17 protein-coding genes are annotated in these 16,798 nt (G+C 68.1%); 15 read left to right on the forward strand and 2 right to left on the reverse strand.

Features of this window, described 5'->3' with window-relative positions:
* Positions 1-23: 23 nt before the first annotated feature.
* Positions 24-1,502 (forward strand): efflux transporter outer membrane subunit, encoded by a 1,479-nt coding sequence (locus JL37_RS21495; RefSeq protein ID WP_043546614.1) that lies wholly within the window; start codon positions 24-26, stop codon positions 1,500-1,502.
* A gap of 186 nt (positions 1,503-1,688) precedes the next feature.
* Here JL37_RS21495 and JL37_RS21500 read toward each other — a convergent pair whose 3' ends face one another.
* Entirely contained in the window at positions 1,689-2,240 is a 552-nt protein-coding gene (locus JL37_RS21500; RefSeq protein ID WP_043546615.1) for a hypothetical protein, read from the reverse strand.
* Complete coding sequence (locus JL37_RS21505; protein ID WP_043546616.1) at positions 2,240-3,175, reverse strand: LysR family transcriptional regulator; 936 nt, start codon at positions 3,173-3,175, stop codon at positions 2,240-2,242. The genes JL37_RS21500 and JL37_RS21505 overlap by 1 nt, the downstream gene beginning before the upstream one ends.
* 172 nt (positions 3,176-3,347) lie before the next feature.
* Here JL37_RS21505 and gtdA point away from each other — a divergent pair, with 172 nt between their 5' ends.
* The 14 genes from gtdA (at position 3,348) to JL37_RS21575 (ending at position 16,759) form a co-directional block, all read left to right on the forward strand.
* Positions 3,348-4,400 (forward strand): gentisate 1,2-dioxygenase, encoded by a 1,053-nt coding sequence (gene gtdA, locus JL37_RS21510; RefSeq protein ID WP_043546617.1) that lies wholly within the window; start codon positions 3,348-3,350, stop codon positions 4,398-4,400.
* Positions 4,401-4,487: 87 nt separating this feature from the next.
* A complete protein-coding gene (locus tag JL37_RS21515; RefSeq protein ID WP_043546618.1) occupies positions 4,488-5,186 on the forward strand; it encodes a fumarylacetoacetate hydrolase family protein in 699 nt (232 codons plus the stop codon).
* Between the two features lie 2 nt (positions 5,187-5,188).
* Positions 5,189-6,448 (forward strand): flavin-dependent oxidoreductase, encoded by a 1,260-nt coding sequence (locus JL37_RS21520; RefSeq protein WP_043546620.1) that lies wholly within the window; start codon positions 5,189-5,191, stop codon positions 6,446-6,448.
* Positions 6,449-6,532: 84 nt separating this feature from the next.
* Entirely contained in the window at positions 6,533-7,498 is a 966-nt protein-coding gene (locus tag JL37_RS21525; RefSeq protein ID WP_043546622.1) for a tripartite tricarboxylate transporter substrate binding protein, read from the forward strand.
* Positions 7,499-7,550: 52 nt separating this feature from the next.
* Positions 7,551-8,189: a maleylacetoacetate isomerase gene (gene maiA / locus JL37_RS21530; RefSeq protein WP_043546623.1), complete on the forward strand. Its 639-nt coding sequence runs from the start codon at positions 7,551-7,553 to the stop codon at positions 8,187-8,189.
* Positions 8,186-8,569, forward strand: a complete 384-nt coding sequence (locus JL37_RS21535) for a chorismate mutase (protein WP_043546625.1) — start codon at positions 8,186-8,188, stop codon at positions 8,567-8,569. The genes maiA and JL37_RS21535 overlap by 4 nt, the downstream gene beginning before the upstream one ends.
* Positions 8,562-9,575 (forward strand): tripartite tricarboxylate transporter substrate binding protein, encoded by a 1,014-nt coding sequence (locus JL37_RS21540; RefSeq protein WP_043546626.1) that lies wholly within the window; start codon positions 8,562-8,564, stop codon positions 9,573-9,575. The genes JL37_RS21535 and JL37_RS21540 overlap by 8 nt, the downstream gene beginning before the upstream one ends.
* A 43-nt stretch (positions 9,576-9,618) precedes the next feature.
* A complete protein-coding gene (locus JL37_RS21545) occupies positions 9,619-10,971 on the forward strand; it encodes an FAD-dependent oxidoreductase (RefSeq protein ID WP_043546628.1) in 1,353 nt (450 codons plus the stop codon).
* A gap of 27 nt (positions 10,972-10,998) precedes the next feature.
* Entirely contained in the window at positions 10,999-12,213 is a 1,215-nt protein-coding gene (locus tag JL37_RS21550) for a 3-hydroxybenzoate 6-monooxygenase (protein WP_156124377.1), read from the forward strand.
* A gap of 29 nt (positions 12,214-12,242) precedes the next feature.
* On the forward strand, positions 12,243-13,418 hold the full coding sequence (locus tag JL37_RS21555) for an ABC transporter substrate-binding protein (protein ID WP_043546632.1): 1,176 nt from the start codon (positions 12,243-12,245) through the stop codon (positions 13,416-13,418).
* 9 nt (positions 13,419-13,427) lie between these two features.
* Positions 13,428-14,342 carry a branched-chain amino acid ABC transporter permease gene (locus JL37_RS21560; protein WP_081955143.1) on the forward strand — a complete coding sequence of 305 codons (915 nt, stop codon included), beginning with the start codon at positions 13,428-13,430 and terminating at the stop codon, positions 14,340-14,342.
* A gap of 11 nt (positions 14,343-14,353) precedes the next feature.
* Positions 14,354-15,322, forward strand: coding sequence for a branched-chain amino acid ABC transporter permease (locus tag JL37_RS21565; protein WP_043546633.1), 969 nt, complete (start codon positions 14,354-14,356; stop codon positions 15,320-15,322).
* Entirely contained in the window at positions 15,315-16,067 is a 753-nt protein-coding gene (locus JL37_RS21570; protein ID WP_043546635.1) for an ABC transporter ATP-binding protein, read from the forward strand. Before JL37_RS21565 ends, JL37_RS21570 begins: the two co-directional genes overlap by 8 nt.
* The gene (locus JL37_RS21575; RefSeq protein ID WP_043546637.1) at positions 16,067-16,759 is read left to right on the forward strand and encodes an ABC transporter ATP-binding protein; all 693 of its coding nucleotides are present in this window, start codon (positions 16,067-16,069) and stop codon (positions 16,757-16,759) included. Before JL37_RS21570 ends, JL37_RS21575 begins: the two co-directional genes overlap by 1 nt.
* Positions 16,760-16,798: the final 39 nt, after the last annotated feature.

A 16,798-nucleotide genomic window follows, 5' to 3' on the forward strand; every position in this document is an offset into this window, starting at 1 on the left:
GCGCCACAAAGAGAATAGCCATCATGATCCAAAGACTGACCCGCGGTTCCGCCCTGCTTGCCGTCCTGCTCGCGCTGGCCGGCTGCGCGGTGGGCCCAACCTATGAACGGCCTTCCGCCGCGGTTCCCGCGGCCTACAAGGAAGCCGCCCTGCCCGCGTCGGAAGCCGGCACCTGGAAACCCGCCGAGCCATCGGAAGAGGCGCTGCGCGGCGCCTGGTGGAAGGTATTCAACGACGAAGGCCTGAACCAGCTCGAGGACGAGGCCCTGCAGGCCAACCAGAATCTGCAGGCCGCCGCTGCGCGCCTGACCCAGGCGCGCGCGCTGCAGCGCGAAGCCCGCTCCGGCTTTTTCCCCACCCTGGACGCGGCCTTCGGCCCCAACCGCCAACGTCCCTCGGCCGTGTCGCAAGGCCTGCCGGACGGCACGTCCACCAGCCCCGTCACCACCTGGCGCGCCCAGGGCATGGTGTCGTACGAAGCCGACCTGTTCGGACGCGTGGCCTCGACCTACGATGCCGCCAGCGCCGACGCCCAGCAGAGCGAAGCGCTGTACCGTTCGGTGCTGCTGGCCCTGCAGGCCGACGTCGCCACGACCTATTTCCTGGTCCGCGAACAGGATGCCGAATCGCAGCTCTACCGCCAGACGGTCAAGCTGCGCATGGACACGCTGCAGCTGATACAGCGCCGCTACGACGCCGGCGACATCAGCGAGCTGGACCTGGCCCGCGCCAAGACGGAACTGGCCAGCGCGCAATCGGAAGCGCTGGGCATCGACCGCCGCCGCGCCGCGTCCGAGCATGCGTTGGCCGTGCTGCTGGGCCGCGCGCCGTCCGAGTTCTCGATGCCGCCGCAGCCCATCGAGAAAGTGGCGCTGTCCATCCCGGCGGGGCTGCCGTCCGCCCTGCTGGAGCGCCGCCCGGACATCGCGGCCGCCGAACGCGCGATGGCGGCCGCCAACGCGCGCGTCGGCGCGGCCAAGTCCGCGTTCTTCCCGCGCCTGGACATCACCGGCGCCTTCGGCTACGAATCGTCGGACTTGGGCAACCTGTTCCAGTGGTCCAGCCGCACCTTCCTGCTGGGGCCGTTGGTGGGCGCCGCGCTCTCCATGCCCATCTTCGACGGCGGCCGCCGCCAGGCCGGCCTGGACCGCGCGCGCGCCGTCTACGAGGAAGACGTCGCCACCTACCGCCAGACGGTGCTGAACGCCTTCCGCGAAGTGGAAGACAACCTGGCCAACCTGCGCATCCTGGCGGACCAGACCCGCGCGCAGGAAGCCGCCGTCGAATCTGCCGCGCGCGCCGCCAAGCTGTCGCACACGCAATACCGCGAAGGCTCCATCAGCTATCTGGATGTGATCGAGGCCGACCGCAGCGTGCTGCTGCAACAGCGCGTGGCGGTGCAGCTGAGCGGGGAGCAGGCGCGCTCGGCCGTGGGCCTGATCCGCGCGATCGGCGGTGGCTGGGAAAACCCCGTGCCGCCGGAGCAGGTGGCGGCGAAGTGAATTGGAGCGCAAGCAGGTGTCTGACACCCGTACGGCAAAGCGCGGCAAGCTGGAAGCAACGCTAGCCGGGTGTCTGACACCGACTCGCGACACGGTGTCAGACGCCCGGGAGACATCCCTGCTATCCGTGCCGCCATCGCGTACGGATGTCAGACACCTGACCACCAAACCCCAGCCTAGCGCCCGTCACGGGCGCTGCTCGCGCTCCATGTACCGCCGCGCCATCTGGTAGCCCGCGAACACATAGAAGCCATTGCTGTTCATCACCAGCCAGGCCCCAAGCCCGCCAAGCAATGCCACCACGGGCCCGACCGCCCGCATGTCGCCCTGCGTCCAGGCGATCACGCCCAGGATGCCGACGGCGACCAGGCCCAGGGCCACGCGTTTCAGCACCACCAGGCCGAACGCGTGCCCGCCCATGAACGAGACCACCCCGATCGCCAGGGCCAGCGCCATGCCCGCGCAGACCAGCACCAGCGCAAAGGCCGCCAGCGCCGATCCCGCGTCGCGCAGCAGCAGGTCCAGGACGCCGATGCCCAGCCCCAGGCCGCCCGCCATGACCAGCACGGCCAGCACCAGGGGCGACCACATGCCCGGCGGCGCGCTGCGCGCGTCCATGGCCGCCACGAAGCGGTGCATCGCGGGCGAGGCGGAGGCCTCGTCCTGTCCCGGGAGGGCCGCCTCCAGCTTGCGGCATTGCGCGATCAGCGCGTTCAAGCCCGCGCGCGGCGTGTCCATTACGCCCTCGCCGTGCCCGGCGCATGTTCCGCGACGGTGTTGCGCAGGGCCGCCATGGCCTCCTGCACGGCGAGCGGGCGGAACGGATCCTCGCGCCAGTACATGGCCACCGACCCGAATCCGGACAATCGCACAGGGATGACCCGCATCGCCCGCATCTGCGAAAAGCGCAGCGCGGCGCGATGCGAAGCGACGCCGATCATGTCGCTGTTGTTGATCAGCGTGAGGTTGACGGTCACAGAGTTGGACTCCACGTGGTCGGGCGGCGGCGCCTGCCCCGCCGCGGCCAGGGCCGCGTCCACCGCGTTGCGGATGGGCGTGCCCTTGGGCCACAGGATCCAGCGGTAGGACAGCAGGTCCTGCCAGGACGGCTGCTCCACCGCGAACAGGGGATGCCGGGGCCGCGCCACCAGGTGGATGGGCTCCAGGTACAGGGCCTCGAAGCGGATGGCGGGATCGTGGTGCTCGGGCGCCGAGCGGCCCACCACGATGTCCAGGTCGCCCTGGGCCAGCTGCGCCAGCAGATGGTCGGTGGTGCCCTCGACCAGCTTCACGCGCGCCTGGGGCATGCGCTCCAGCAGTTTCATCACCGCCAGCGGCACCGTGTCCGAGGCCGACGCGCCCGACGCGCCGATCACCACCCTGCCGCCGCCGCCCTCGCGCAGCGCCGCCATGTCCGCGCTGGCGCGGTCCAGCTGGGCCTCGACCCGCTGGGCGTGGGCGATCAGCACCTCGCCATGCGGCGTCGGCCGCAGGCCGCGCGCGTGGCGTTCGAACAGCGGCAGCCCGATGTCGTCTTCCAGATCCTTCAGCCACTTGGACAGGCCCGGCTGCGTGGTGTTGAGCATCGCCGCCGAATGGCTGATGTTGCGGGTCTGGGCCAGGCTGAGCAGCATTTTCAGATTGCGCAGGCGCAATCGATGAGTCCAGTCCATACAGCCCTCGTTTGTCTCGTATATATATTCTTATTGATATGGATAATAAGATAATTTCATTTCAAAACACATAGCTCCTTTCGCATAATCGTCTCCAGAACAGGACCAGCCGCGAAGCACGCGGCGGCCATCCCGCAGAAGCCGGCGCCAGCCGGACATTCCGGAGACAAACATGCCCGACGGCCCCATCCCCGCCGCCGATCGCGCCGCCTATTACGCGCGCATCGCCAAGAAACACATGGCTCCCCTGTGGGAGTCGCTGCACAACCTGGTGCCGCGCGAGCCCGCGCCGCGCTGCGTGCCCGCCATCTGGAAGTACGACGACGTGCGCGAGGACGTCATGGCCTCCGGCTCGCTCATCAGCGCCGAGGAAGCGGTGCGGCGCGTGCTCATCCTGGAGAATCCCGGCCTGCCCGGCCAGGCCAGCATCACGCAAAGCCTGTACGCCGGCCTGCAACTCATCCTGCCCGGCGAAATCGCGCCCAGCCACCGCCATACGCAATCGGCCCTGCGCTTCATCGTGGAAGGCCGCGGCGCCTATACCGCCGTGAACGGCGAACGCACCACCATGCACCCGGGCGACTTCATCATCACGCCGTCCTGGACCTGGCACGACCATGGCAATGCCGAAACGGCCGAGGGCGGCGAGCCCGTGGTGTGGCTGGATGGCCTGGACATCCCCCTGCTGCGTTTCCTGGACGCGGGCTTTGCCGAGAACTACCCCTCGTCCACCCAACCGGTCACGCGTCCCGAAGGCGACAGCATGGCCCGCTATGGCCACAACATGATGCCGGTGCGCCACCAGGCCGCCGGCGGCACCTCGCCCATCTTCAACTATCCCTACGAACGCAGCCGCGAGGCGCTGGACCAGCTTTACCGCCACGGCGAGCTCGATCCCTGGGACGGGGTGAAGCTGCGCTACCTGAATCCCGCCACCGGCGGCTACCCCATGCCCACGATGGCGACCTTCATGCAGTTCCTGCCCGCCGGCTTCCAGGGCCGGACCTACCGCAGCACCGATTCCACGGTCTACAGCGTGGTCGAGGGCCGCGGCACGGCCCGCATCGGCGAACAGGAATTCCATTTCGGCCCGCGTGACGTGTTCGTCGCGTCGTCCTGGATGCCGGTGGAGCTGGCCGCGCTGGAAGACGCCACGCTGTTCAGCTATTCCGACCGCCCGGTGCAGGACGCGCTGGGTATCTGGCGCGAAGCCCGCGTCGGCTGAAGCTCCCCGGCCGCGGCCGCGCCCAAGGCGCCGGCCGCAGCCCCTCCGTTTCCATTCCGTGCGCATCGCGCACTCAAAGGGTGATCCATGTCTTTCGTTTTCGATCCCGCCCCGCCCGTCACCGTGCCCGTGGCCGGCACCGGGGACAGCTTTCCCGTCCGCCGCGTCTACTGCGTGGGCCGCAACTATGCCGCCCACGCCAGGGAGATGGGCTTCGACCCCGACCGCGAACCGCCGTTCTTCTTCTGCAAGCCCGCCGACGCCGTGGTGCCCGTGGCTGAAGGCAGCACGCTCTCGCTGCCCTATCCGCCCGAGACGGCCAACCTGCACTACGAGATCGAACTGGTCGCGGCCATCGGCCGCGGCGGCGCAAACATTCCCGTCGACCAGGCGCTGGAACACGTGTGGGGCTACGCCGTCGGCCTGGACATGACGCGCCGCGACCTGCAGATGAAGATGCGCGAGGCCGGCCGCCCCTGGGAACTGGGCAAGGCCTTCGACCTGAGCGGGCCCATCGGCCCCCTGCATCCCGCCGCCTCCGTCCAGAACATCGGCAAGGCCGGCATCTGGCTGCAGGTCAACGGCGCCGACAAGCAGAAAAGCGACATCGGCAAGCTGATCTGGTCCGTGGCCGAAACGGTCTCCTACCTCTCCAGGTACTTCCGGCTGGAAGCCGGCGACCTGATCTATACCGGCACGCCCGAAGGCGTGGGTCCGGTGGTGCGCGGCGACCGGATGGTCGGCGGCGTCGACGGCCTGGGCACGCTCAGCGTGGAGATGGTGTAGCCATGAAAACAGACACCGATGTGATCATCGTCGGCGCCGGCGTGGGGGGCCTGGTGCTGGCGCTGAGCCTGCACCAGGCCGGCATCGCCTGCCGCGTGTACGAAGCCGTGCGCGAGATCAAGCCGCTGGGCGTAGGGATCAACCTGCTGCCCCACGCCACCCGCGAACTCGACGAGCTGGGCCTCCTGCCCGCCCTGGACAAGATCGCCGTGCGCACGCGCGAGTCGGTGTTCTATACGCGGCATGGCCAGTTCATCTATGGCGAGCCCGCCGGCATCGCAGCGGGCTACGACTGGCCGCAGTACTCCATCCATCGCGGCGACCTGCAAATGGCCTTGCTTGCCGCCGTGCGCCAGCGCCTGGGCGACGACAGCGTGGTGGTCGACGCGCGGTGCACGGGCGTGGATCAGGACGCCGATTCCGTCACGGCCCGCTTCCAGGACGGCGACGGCAACGCGCTGCCGCCCGTGCGCGGCCGCATCGCCGTGGGCTGCGACGGCATCCACTCGGCGCTGCGCAAGCAGGTTTACCCCCAGGAAGGCGCGCCGCGCTATTCCGGCGTGAACATGTGGCGCGGCACCACGCGCTGCAAACCTTTTCTCTCGGGAGCCAGCATGGTGCGCGCGGGCTGGCTGTCCATCGGCAAGATGGTCATCTATCCCATCCGCGACAACATCGATGCCGAAGGCAACCAGCTGGTGAACTGGGTGGCCGAGATCGAGGCCGCCGAACCGGCCGTCCGCGACTGGAACCGCAGCGGCCGGCTGGAGGACTTCTTCCCCGCATTCGCCGACTGGCATTTCGACTGGCTGGACGTGGCGCGCCTGATCCAGAACGCCGATTCGATCCTGGAATACCCCATGGTGGACCAGGACCCGCTGCCCACCTGGACGCAGGGCCGCATGACACTGCTTGGCGACGCCGCCCATCCCATGGTTCCGCGCGGATCCAATGGCGCGGGCCAGGCGGTGGTCGACGCCCGTTACCTGACGGGCCAGCTCAAGCGCAACGGCCTGAGCGCAGAAGCGCTGCAGAACTACGACCGCGTTCGTGTGGAGGCCACGACGCGCGTCGTCCTGACCAACCGCAGCAACCCGCCCGACGCCATCCTGCGCGAAGCGCACCTGCGCTCGGCGGACAAACCCTATGCCCGCATCGAGGACGTCATCAGCCGCGAGGAATTGGAAGGAATATCGCGCCGCTACAAGGAGGTGGCGGGCTTCGACCCCGCGGCGCTGAAGGCGCGGGCTTCCTACGTGTAGCCCCAAGGCCCCGGGCAGGCTCGGCCCTGCCCCGCCGCCCTTATCAAGCCGGCGCCTGACCGGCGACAAGAACGGAGACAAACCATGTACAAGCTCATACGCATCCTGGCCGCCTCGGCCCTTATGTGCGCCGCGGCGGCCAGCCACGCCGCCTGGCCAGACCGGCCCGTCACCCTGGTGGTGCCGTTCACGCCCGGCACCGGCATCGACCTGATCGCGCGCCAGCTGGCGGCCAATCTGCCCCGGACGCTGGGCCAGCCCGTCGTCGTCGAGAACCTCGCGGGCGCCAGCGGCAATATCGGCACGGAGAAGGTCGCGCGCTCCGCTCCCGACGGCTACACCTTCCTCGTGACGGTGAACACGTTCGTCATGAACAGCAGCCTGTACAAGGGCAAGCTCCGTTTCGACCCGCAAAAGGACTTCGCGCCCGTGGGCCTCACATCCTGGGGCTCCCTGCTTCTGGTAACGCACCCGTCCAACCCCGCCAATACCGTCGCCGACGTCGTCCAGGCGTCCAAGGCCGCGCCCGGCAAGCTCAGCTACGGAACGCCGGGCGTGGGCACGCCGCATCATCTTTCGATGGCGCTGTTCCTGGACCGCACCGGCGCCTCCATGCTCCACGTTCCCTACAAGGGCACGGCGGGCGCCGTCACCGACATGCTCGGCGGCCGGCTGGACTACATGTTCCTGCCCGTGCACGTGACGCTGCCGCAAGTGCATGCCGGGAAACTGAAGGTGATCGCCACGGGCAGCCCAAAGCGCCTGCCGCAGCTGCCCGACACGCCCACGTTGACCGAGGCCGGCCTGCAAGGCGCGGACGTGGACATGTGGTATGGCGTACTGGCGCCCAAAGGCACGCCGGCCGCCATCGTCGACCGCATGAACCAGGAGATCAACGCCGTGCTCAAGACGCCCGCCACCGCCTCGGCGTTCGATGCCCAAGGCATGGTCCCGGCCACCTCGTCCCCCGCCGAATTCGGTTCCCTCATCGCCCGCGACGCCAAGCGCTGGGACGACATCGTCGCCCGCACCGGCATCACGGCCGAATAGCGGCCCCGGACCGATACAACCACGGACTACCGTCCTCAACGACGCCCATTCCATGCAACTGCACAGCTTCTTCAACAGTTCCACCTCCTATCGCGTGCGCATCGCCCTCGCGCTCAAGGGCCTGTCCTACGATTACCTCCCGGTCAACCTGCGCAAGCAGGAGCAGCGCGCCGCGGACTACATGGCCCTGAACCCCTCGGCGGGCGTGCCCCTGCTGATCGACGGCGAGGTCCAGCTGTCGCAATCGCTGGCCATCATCGACTACCTCGACACCACGCACCCGCAGCCTCGCCTGATCCCGGCCGGCACGCTGGAGCGCGCCCGCGTGCTGGAGCTGTCCGACGCCATCTCCTGCGACATCCATCCCGTCAACAACATGCGCATCCTGCGCTATCTGCAGGACGTGCTGGGCGCGAGCGAGGAACAGAAGAACACCTGGTACCACCATTGGATCCGGGAAGGCCTGACGGCCGTGGAAGCGCTGCTGGCCCGCCACGGCCACGGCGCCTATTGCTTTGGCGACGCGCCCACCCTGGCGGATTGCTGCCTGGTGCCGCAAGTGGCGAACGCCCTGCGCATGGGCTGCGACCTGTCCGCCTACCCGCGCGTGCTGCGCATCCATGAACACTGCAACGCGCAAGCCGCCTTCCAGCAGGCCGCGCCAGCGCAACAACCGGACTACAGCAAGTGACGAACCAAGAGCCCGACGCCCAAGGCGCGCCGCTGCGCGCCTACACCGACCCCGCCTACCGCCCGCTCTGCGCCACGCTGGCCGACGTGCGGGCCAATATCGACCGGCTGGACGACGACATCGTCCGTCTGATCGCCGAACGCGCCATGTACGTGAAGGACGCCGCGCGCTTCAAGCGCGATGCCTTCCAGGTCAGCGCGCCCGCCCGCCAGGCCCAGGTCTTCGAGAAGGTCCGCCTGCTGGCGCAGCGCCACGACCAGGGCTTCGCCAACCTGGACCAGGTGGTGGACGCCACCTACCGGGCAATGGTCGCCGCCTTCATCGCCAACGAGCAGACCTACTTCAACGCCATGAAAGACCTGGGAGACACCCATGCATAAGTCCTCGACGCCGGCCTGCACGCAAAAGCTCGCGCGCCGCATCGCGCTCCACGCGATGGCGCTGGGCCTCGCCGCGCTGGCCCCGCTGGGCGCGGCGCACGCCGACGCCTGGCCCGCCCAGCCGCTCAAGGCCATCGTGCCTTTCGGTCCGGGCTCCAGCCCGGACCAGGTAGCCCGCATCGTCGGCGAAAAGGCGGGCGCCATCCTGGGCCAGGCGATCGTGATCGAAAACAAGCCAGGCGCCAGCGGAAACATCGGCACCTACGCCATTGCCAACGCCAAGCCCGACGGCTATACCTTCGGCGTCTCCATTACGGGCCCGCTGGTCAACAACACGCTGCTGTTCGACAAGCTGCCTTACGCGCCCGCGACCGACCTTTCGCCGCTGACCCTCGCCGTGCACCAGCCCAACGTCCTGGTCGTGCCCGCCACGGCCGGCATCGCCTACGTGGGCCAGCTGCTGGACGCGCTCAAGAAGAACCCCGACAAGTACAACTTCCCGTCGCCGGGCGCGGGCACGGTGTCGCACCTGGCCGTGGAGCTGATGCTGCAGCAGATCGGCGCGCGCGCCACCCACGTGCCCTATCCCTCCTCGCCCGCCGCGCTGACCTCGCTGCTGTCCGGCGATACACAGTTCGCGGCCCTGCCGCCCATCGCGGTCATGTCTATGGTGAAGGACGGCAGGCTGAAGGCGCTGGCCGTCACCTCGTCCAAGCGCTCGTCCCTGCTGCCCGACATCCCGACGCTGGCCGAGGTGGGCGTGCCGGGCATCGAAGGGTCCGCGTGGATCGGCTTCGTGATTTCGTCCAAGGTTCCGGCGGATATCCAGAAAAAACTCTCCGACGCGCTGATCCAGGCCGTCCGCGATCCGGAGGTGTCCAAGCGCCTGCAAGCCCAGTTCATGGATCCGGTGGCCAGCACGCCGGCCGAGTTCCGCGGCTACATGGACGATGAACTCAAGCGCTGGGAGCCCCTGATCCGCAAGCTCGGCATCAAGGGCCAATAGCGCGGCGCCGGGGCATTCCGCCAGCACAAGCAAGGAGAATCAGATGGTCATCACCGAACCCGCCCGCCAGGTCCCTCTTTACGGCGAATTCGACGTCGTCGTGCTGGGAGGAGGCCCGGCCGGCCTGCTGGCCGCCGCCAGCGCGGCGCGCAACGGCGCCAGCGTGCTGCTGGTGGAGCGCTACGGATTCCTCGGGGGCATGGGCACCGCGGCCGGCGTGTCCAACTTCTGCGGACTGCACGCCAACATCCATGGCGACATCCGTCAGGTGGTCCACGGCATGACCGACGAACTGCTGGACCGCATGCGCGCCATGGACGGCCTGAACGATCCGCACCTCATCCTGGGCAAGATCCACGCCCAGGCCTATGACATATCCGCCTTCAAGTGCGCCGCGGACGGGCTGCTCCAGGACAGCGGCGCGGAGGTGCTGTTCCATGCGCTGGCCACGGGCGCGGCGCGCGGTGCGGACGGCGGCGTGGACGCGCTGTTCCTGGAGACCAAATCCGGCCGGTGCGCCGTGCGCGCGCGGATATTCATCGATTGCTCCGGCGACGCCGACATCGCCCGATGGGGCGGCCTGCCCTTCGAAAAGGGCGACGAGCGCGGCCACATGCTCTATCCCACGCTGATGTTCAAGGTAGGCAACGTGGATGGCGCGCGCGCTCAGGAAGCCTGGAAGACCATTCCGCAGCTGATGGACCAGGCCGCCGCCAGCGGCGAATTCACCTTCCCGCGCCGCGGCGCCATCGTGCGGCCGCAAAAGCACGACTATGAATGGCGGGTCAACGTCACGCAGCTGGCCAATGCGGACGGCAGCGCCGCCGACGGCACGGACGCCGATTCCCTGTCGGCCGGCGAGCTGGAGGGCAGGCGCCAGATCGTGCAATACCTGGCCTTTCTGCGCGCCAAGGTTCCGGGGTTCGAGAACGCCTATGTGCTGGACATCGCTCCCCAACTGGGCATCCGCGAAACGCGCCGCATCGTGGGCGAGGCAGTGCTGACCAAAGAAGACGTGCTGGGCTGCGCCGATTTCGAGGACAGCATCGGCGTCAACGGCTGGCCGCTGGAAATGCACACTGCGGGCGACGTGCAGTGGGTCTGGCCGCCGATTCCGGAATCGCGCGGCTACAACCAGCTGCCGTTCCGCATGATGGTGCCCCGCCGCGGGCCCGGCGTGGCGAGCAACGTGCTGGTGGCTGGACGCTGCGCGTCCATGACCCACGAGGGCCAATCCGCCGCGCGCGTGAGCGGCAGCTGCTTCGTCATGGGCGAGGCCGCCGGCACGGCATCTGCGATGGCGCTCCAGACAGGCGTCCTGCCGGCCGACATTTCCATTCCCGCCCTGCAGGCGCAGTTGCGCCGGCAAGGCGCATTCCTCGGCGGCCAGGACTGAGCGGCGCGGAGACCACATATGAACGCAATGCACAAAACAACGCCCGCCGGGCAATCCGTCATCGTCGTGGGCGGCGGCATCGGAGGCCTGGCCGCCGCGCTGGCCCTGACCCGCCAGGGAATCGCCGTGCAGCTGCTGGAGCAGGCCGCGCACATCGGCGAGATCGGCGCCGGCATCCAGCTCGGTCCCAACGCCTTCGCGGCGCTGGACGCCCTGGGCGTGGGCCCGGCTGCGCGCGGCCGCGCCGTGTTCACCGACCACATCATCATGATGGACGCGGTGGATGCGAAGGAAGTCGTGCGCATCGATACCGGCGACGCCTTCCGCGCGCGCTTCGGGGGCCCCTACGCCGTCATCCACCGCGCCGACATCCATCTGTCCATCCTCGAGGAGGTGCAGCAGAATCCCCTGATCAGCTTCCGCACCTCCACACAGATCGCCGGCATGTCGCAGGACGGCAAAGGCGTGGAAGTCGTGGACACGCAGGGCAACCGCTACCGCGCCGACGCCGTGGTGGGCGCCGATGGCGTGAAATCGGTGATCCGCGAGCGCATGGTGGGCGACCCGGCCAGGGTGACCGGCCACGTGGTCTACCGCGCCGTGGTCGAGCGCGAGAACATGCCCGAGGAATTGCGCATCAACGCGCCCGTGCTGTGGGCCGGCCCGCACTGCCATCTGGTGCACTATCCCTTGCGCGGCGGCCAGCAATACAACCTGGTAGTGACCTTCCATAGTCGCGAGCAGGAGGAATGGGGCGTACGCGAGGGCAGCAAGGATGAAGTGCTGTCGTACTTCGAGGGTATCCACCCGCGCCCGCATCAGATGCTGGACCGCCCCACGTCCTGGAAGCGCTGGGCCACCGCCGACCGCGAGCCCGTGGAGCGCTGGGGCCAGGGGCGCGTCACCATCCTGGGCGACGCCGCCCATCCCATGACGCAATACATGGCCCAGGGCGCCTGCATGGCGCTGGAGGACGCGGTGACCCTGGGCGAAGCCGTCAGGCGCTGCGAGCACGACCTGGAGGCCGCGTTCCGCCTGTATGAATCGGTCCGCATTCCACGCAGCGCGCGCGTGGTGTGGTCCACGCGCGAAATGGGCAGGCTCTATCACGCGCGGGGCGTCGAACGCACCGTGCGCAACATGCTGTGGACGGGCCGCAGCCAGTCCCAGTTCTACGATGCGTTGCAATGGCTGTACGGCTGGAAGGTGGAAAACTGCCTCGCGGGGCAATCCTCTCAATAGAAAAAATGCAGGCACTCAAGGAGACAACCATGAGAAAAACCGCAATCCGCGGCAGCGCCGCCCTCGTGCTTGCGCTGGCCGCGTTCGCGGCCGGCGCGCAGCAAAAACCGGTCGACATCGGCTTCATCGGCACCCTGTCGACGCCCGCCGGCTACATCGGCGAAGACGAGCGCGATGCCTTCATGCTGGCGGTGAAGGAAGGCGGCGGCAAGCTCGGTGGCGTGCCGGTCAACGTGCGCGTCGAGGACGACGCGCTCAAACCCGCCAACGCCAAACAGATCGCCGACAAGATGGTGCAAAGCGGCGTGCGCCTGTTCACCGGCATCAATTTCTCGAACGTCATGGCGGCGGTCGGCCCCACCGTGCTGAACGCCGGCGCCTTCTATGTGAGCCTGAACGCCGGCCCGTCCAACTACGCCGGCAAGGCCTGCAACCCGAACTACTTCTCCGTGGCGTTCCAGAACGACTCCTACGCCGATACGGCCGGCATGGCGGCCAACGAGCTCGGCGCCAAGCGCGTGGTCATCATGGCGCCCAACTACCAGGCCGGGCGCGACGCGGTCGCGGGTTTCAAGCGCACCTACAAAGGCGAAATCGCCGACGAGATCTATACCAAGCTGGAGCAGGCGGACTTCTCGGTCGAACTCGCGCGCATCCGCTCCCTCAATCCCGACGCCATATTCCAGTTCCATCCGGGCGGAGCGGGCATCAACCTGACCAAGCAGTTCGCCAACTCCGGACTGGCCGGCAAGATCAAGATGATCACGCCGATCTACTCGATGGACGACCGCATGCTGGCCGCGACCGGTTCCGCCGGCGCGGGCTTTTACCTGAGCTCGCTGTGGAGCGCCGATCTGGACAACGCCCAGAGCAAGCACTTCGTGGAAGCCTTCACCAAGGCCTACAACCGCGCGCCCACCGCCTATGCCGCGCAGGCCTACGACACCGCCAACCTCATCGCCTCGGCGCTCAAGGCCGTGGACGGCGACGTCGCGGGCCGCGCCGATGACTTCCGCGCCGCGCTGCGCCGCGCCGACTTCCCCAGCGTGCGGGGCAAGTTCAAGTTCGGCCCGAACCAGCATCCGATCCAGGACTGGTACCTGCTGCACATCGAGGCCGGCCCCGACGGCAAGCTGCGCTACAAGAACCTCAAGGTCATCGCCCGGGACCACACCGACGTGCATGCTGCGGACTGCAAGATGTAGGGGATTCCCATGCTGATGCTCCTGGAGCAGGTACTGAACAGCCTGCAGTACAGCGCTTTGCTGTTCCTGCTGTCAGCGGGCTTGACGCTGGTGTTCGGCATCATGAACGTCATCAACCTGACGCATGGCTCCTTCTACATGGTGGGTGCATTCTGCGCGGCCAGCGCTGCCGCCGCAACGGGCTCGTTCGCCGCGGCCCTGCTGGCGGCGCTCGCCGGCGCGGCGCTGTACGGGCTGGTGGTGGAACTGCTGGTCATACGCCACCTGTACCGCCGCGACCACCTGGACCAGGTGCTGGCCACGCTGGGCCTGACGCTGTTCACCAATGAGCTGGTCACAGTGCTGTTCGGCCGCAGCCCGCCCTTCATGGACATCCCGCCGTTCCTGTCGGGATCCGTGGCCCTGCTGCCCGGCCTGAACTACCCCGTGATGCGGCTCGCCTTCATCGGCGCGGGCGTGCTCGTGGCGGTCGGGCTGTGGCTGCTGATCTCGCGCACCCGCGTGGGCATGCTGGTGCGCGCGGGCGCCGACGACGGGGAAATGGTGGACGCGCTGGGCGTGAACATCCAGCGCCTGTTCACGCTGATCTTCACGCTCGGCGCCTTGCTATGCGGATTCGCTGGCGTAATGGCGGCGCCGCTGCTGGCGGTGGAGATCGGCATGGGCGAGCGCATCCTGATCACCACCTTCGTCGTCATCGTGGTGGGCGGCGTGGGCTCGGTTCGCGGCGCGCTGGCGGGCTCGCTGATGATAGGCATGACCGATGCGCTGGGACGCGCCTACATTCCGTTCTGGATGTCGCGGCTGCTGCCGCCCGAACTGTCGGATTCCGCCAGTTCCAGCCTGGTGTCGGCCAGCATCTACATCCTGATGGCCATCGTGCTGCTGTTCAAGCCGCGGGGCCTTGTGCCCGCGCAGCGTTAGGAACGATATCCATGACACGAAAAATGATCGTCAACGCGATCGGGTTCCTGCTGTTCGCCCTGGTGCCGGCCATTGCGTCGGCCACGGGCGAGACCTTTCTGGTCAACCTGATGACCCGTTTCCTCATCTACGCGATCGCGGCGGTCAGCCTGGACCTGATCCTGGGCTACGGCGCCATGGTCAGCTTCGGCCACGCCGCCTTCTTCGGCCTGGGCGGATATGTCATCGGCATTGCCGGTTTCCACCTGGGCCAGGGCGACACGCTGTTCGGCTGGGGCGGCAGCAACGCCGCGCTGGCGATGTGGCCGCTGGCCATTGCCGTGGCAGCGCTGGCCGGGCTGCTGGTGGGTTTTCTGTCGCTGCGCACCACGGGCGTGCAGTTCATCATGATCACGCTGGCGTTCGGGCAGATGCTGTACTTCATCCTCGTCGGCCTGATGGTCTACGGCGGCGACGACGGCCTGTCGATCGACGCGCGCAACACGCTGCCCGGCCTGGACATGAACCACCCCGCCACCTTCTACTACGTGTGCCTGGGGCTCATGACGGCGTGGGCTCTGACCTGCCGCCGCATCGTCGATTCGCCGTTCGGCATGGCGCTGCAGAGCATCAAGCAGAACCCCCGCCGCAGCATCGGCCTGGGCCTGGCGCCGCTGCGCTACCGCCTGACCGCCTTCGTGCTGTCGGCGGCCGGCACGGGACTGGCCGGGGCGCTGTGGGCGAACTACGCGCTCTTCGTCAGCCCGGACATGTCGTCGTGGCAGAAATCCGGCGAACTGATGGCCATGGTCATCCTGGGCGGCATGGGCTCGATCTTCGGACCGGTTCTGGGCGTAGCCGTGTATCTCGGCCTGGAACAGGTCGCCACTGCCTGGACGGAGCACTGGATGCTCATCCTGGGCCCGGTGCTGGTGCTGGTGGTGCTGTTCGGCAAGCGCGGGGTCTACGGCTGGCTCGCGGGGGGAAAGCACCATGGCTGATCAGCCCAAACTTGAAATCCGCGGCCTGCAGAAGCGTTTCGGCGCCGTGCACGCCACGCAGGGCGTCAACCTGGCAGTCCAGCCCGGCGAACTGCACGCGCTCATCGGCCCGAACGGCGCCGGCAAGACCACGCTGCTGTCGCAGATCAGCGGCGAGATCCTGCCCGATGACGGCACCATCCTGCTCGACGGCCGCGACATCACCCGCATGCCCGCCCACAAGCGGCCCGCGGCGGGCCTGGCCCGCTCGTTCCAGATCAGCCAGCTTTACCCCGGCTTCACCGCCGAGGATAACGTCGCCATGGCCGTGCAGGCGCACAGCCCGGGCGGCTTCAACCTGTGGAAAAACGCGCGCCGGCTGCCGCAGCTGCGCAACCCGGCCCGCCAGGCGCTCGAACGCGTCGGCCTGGACGGCCGCGGCGGTGTGCGCGTGTCCGCCCTGGCCCATGGCGAAAAACGGCAACTCGAACTGGCCATGGCGCTGTCCCTTGACGCTTCCGTGCTCTTGCTGGACGAGCCCATGGCCGGCATGGGCGCCGAGGAATCGCAGCGCATCACGGCGCTGCTGCGGGAACTCAAGGGCCGTTACGCCATCCTGCTGGTGGAGCACGACATGGATGCCGTGTTCGCGTTGGCCGACCGCATCACCGTACTGGTGTACGGCAAGACGATCTTCACCGGCACGCCGGACGAGGTGCGCAGGCATCCGGACGTGCGCGCCGCCTACCTGGGCGAGGAGGAATGATGCTGCAGATCAAGGCTTTGCAGGGCGGCTACGGCGCAAGCAAGGTGCTGTTCGGCGTGGACCTGGACATCGCGCCGCGGCAGGTCGTGTCCCTGATCGGGCGCAATGGCATGGGCAAGACCACCACGGTCAAGACGCTCATGGGCATGCTGCCCGCGCAGGGCGGCGGCATCCTGCTGGACGGCAAGCCCATCGCGGGCCTGGCGCCGCACCGCATCGCGCAGCTGGGCATCGGCCTGGTGCCCGAGGGCCGCCGTGTCTTCGGCTCGCTGTCGGTGGAAGAAAACCTCGTCGCGACCGCGCGCAACACCCGCGCCGGCTGGCACGTGGATCGCGTGTTCGACCTGTTTCCCCGCTTGAAGGAACGCCGCCTGCAATCCGCCCGCACGCTGTCCGGCGGCGAACAGCAGATGCTGGCCGTGGGCCGCGCCCTGCTCATCAATCCGCGCCTGCTCGTTCTGGACGAAGCCACCGAAGGGCTCGCGCCGCTGATCCGGCAGGAAATCTGGAACTGCCTGCGCCGTCTGAAGGAGGAAGGCCAGACCATCCTGGTGATCGACAAGAACCTGAAGGAGATGGCCACGCTCGTCGACCGCCACCACGTCCTGGAAAAAGGCCGCGTCGTGTGGCAGGGCAGCCCCGCCGAACTTGCCGCCCAACCCGAATTGGCGCACCGGTACCTCGGTGTGTAGGATGGGTGTAGCGCGAGAGTCCTTAAGAAAGGACTCAGG

This window comes from Achromobacter sp. RTa, from assembly GCF_000757485.1.
In the GTDB taxonomy this organism is placed as follows: domain Bacteria; phylum Pseudomonadota; class Gammaproteobacteria; order Burkholderiales; family Burkholderiaceae_B; genus Achromobacter.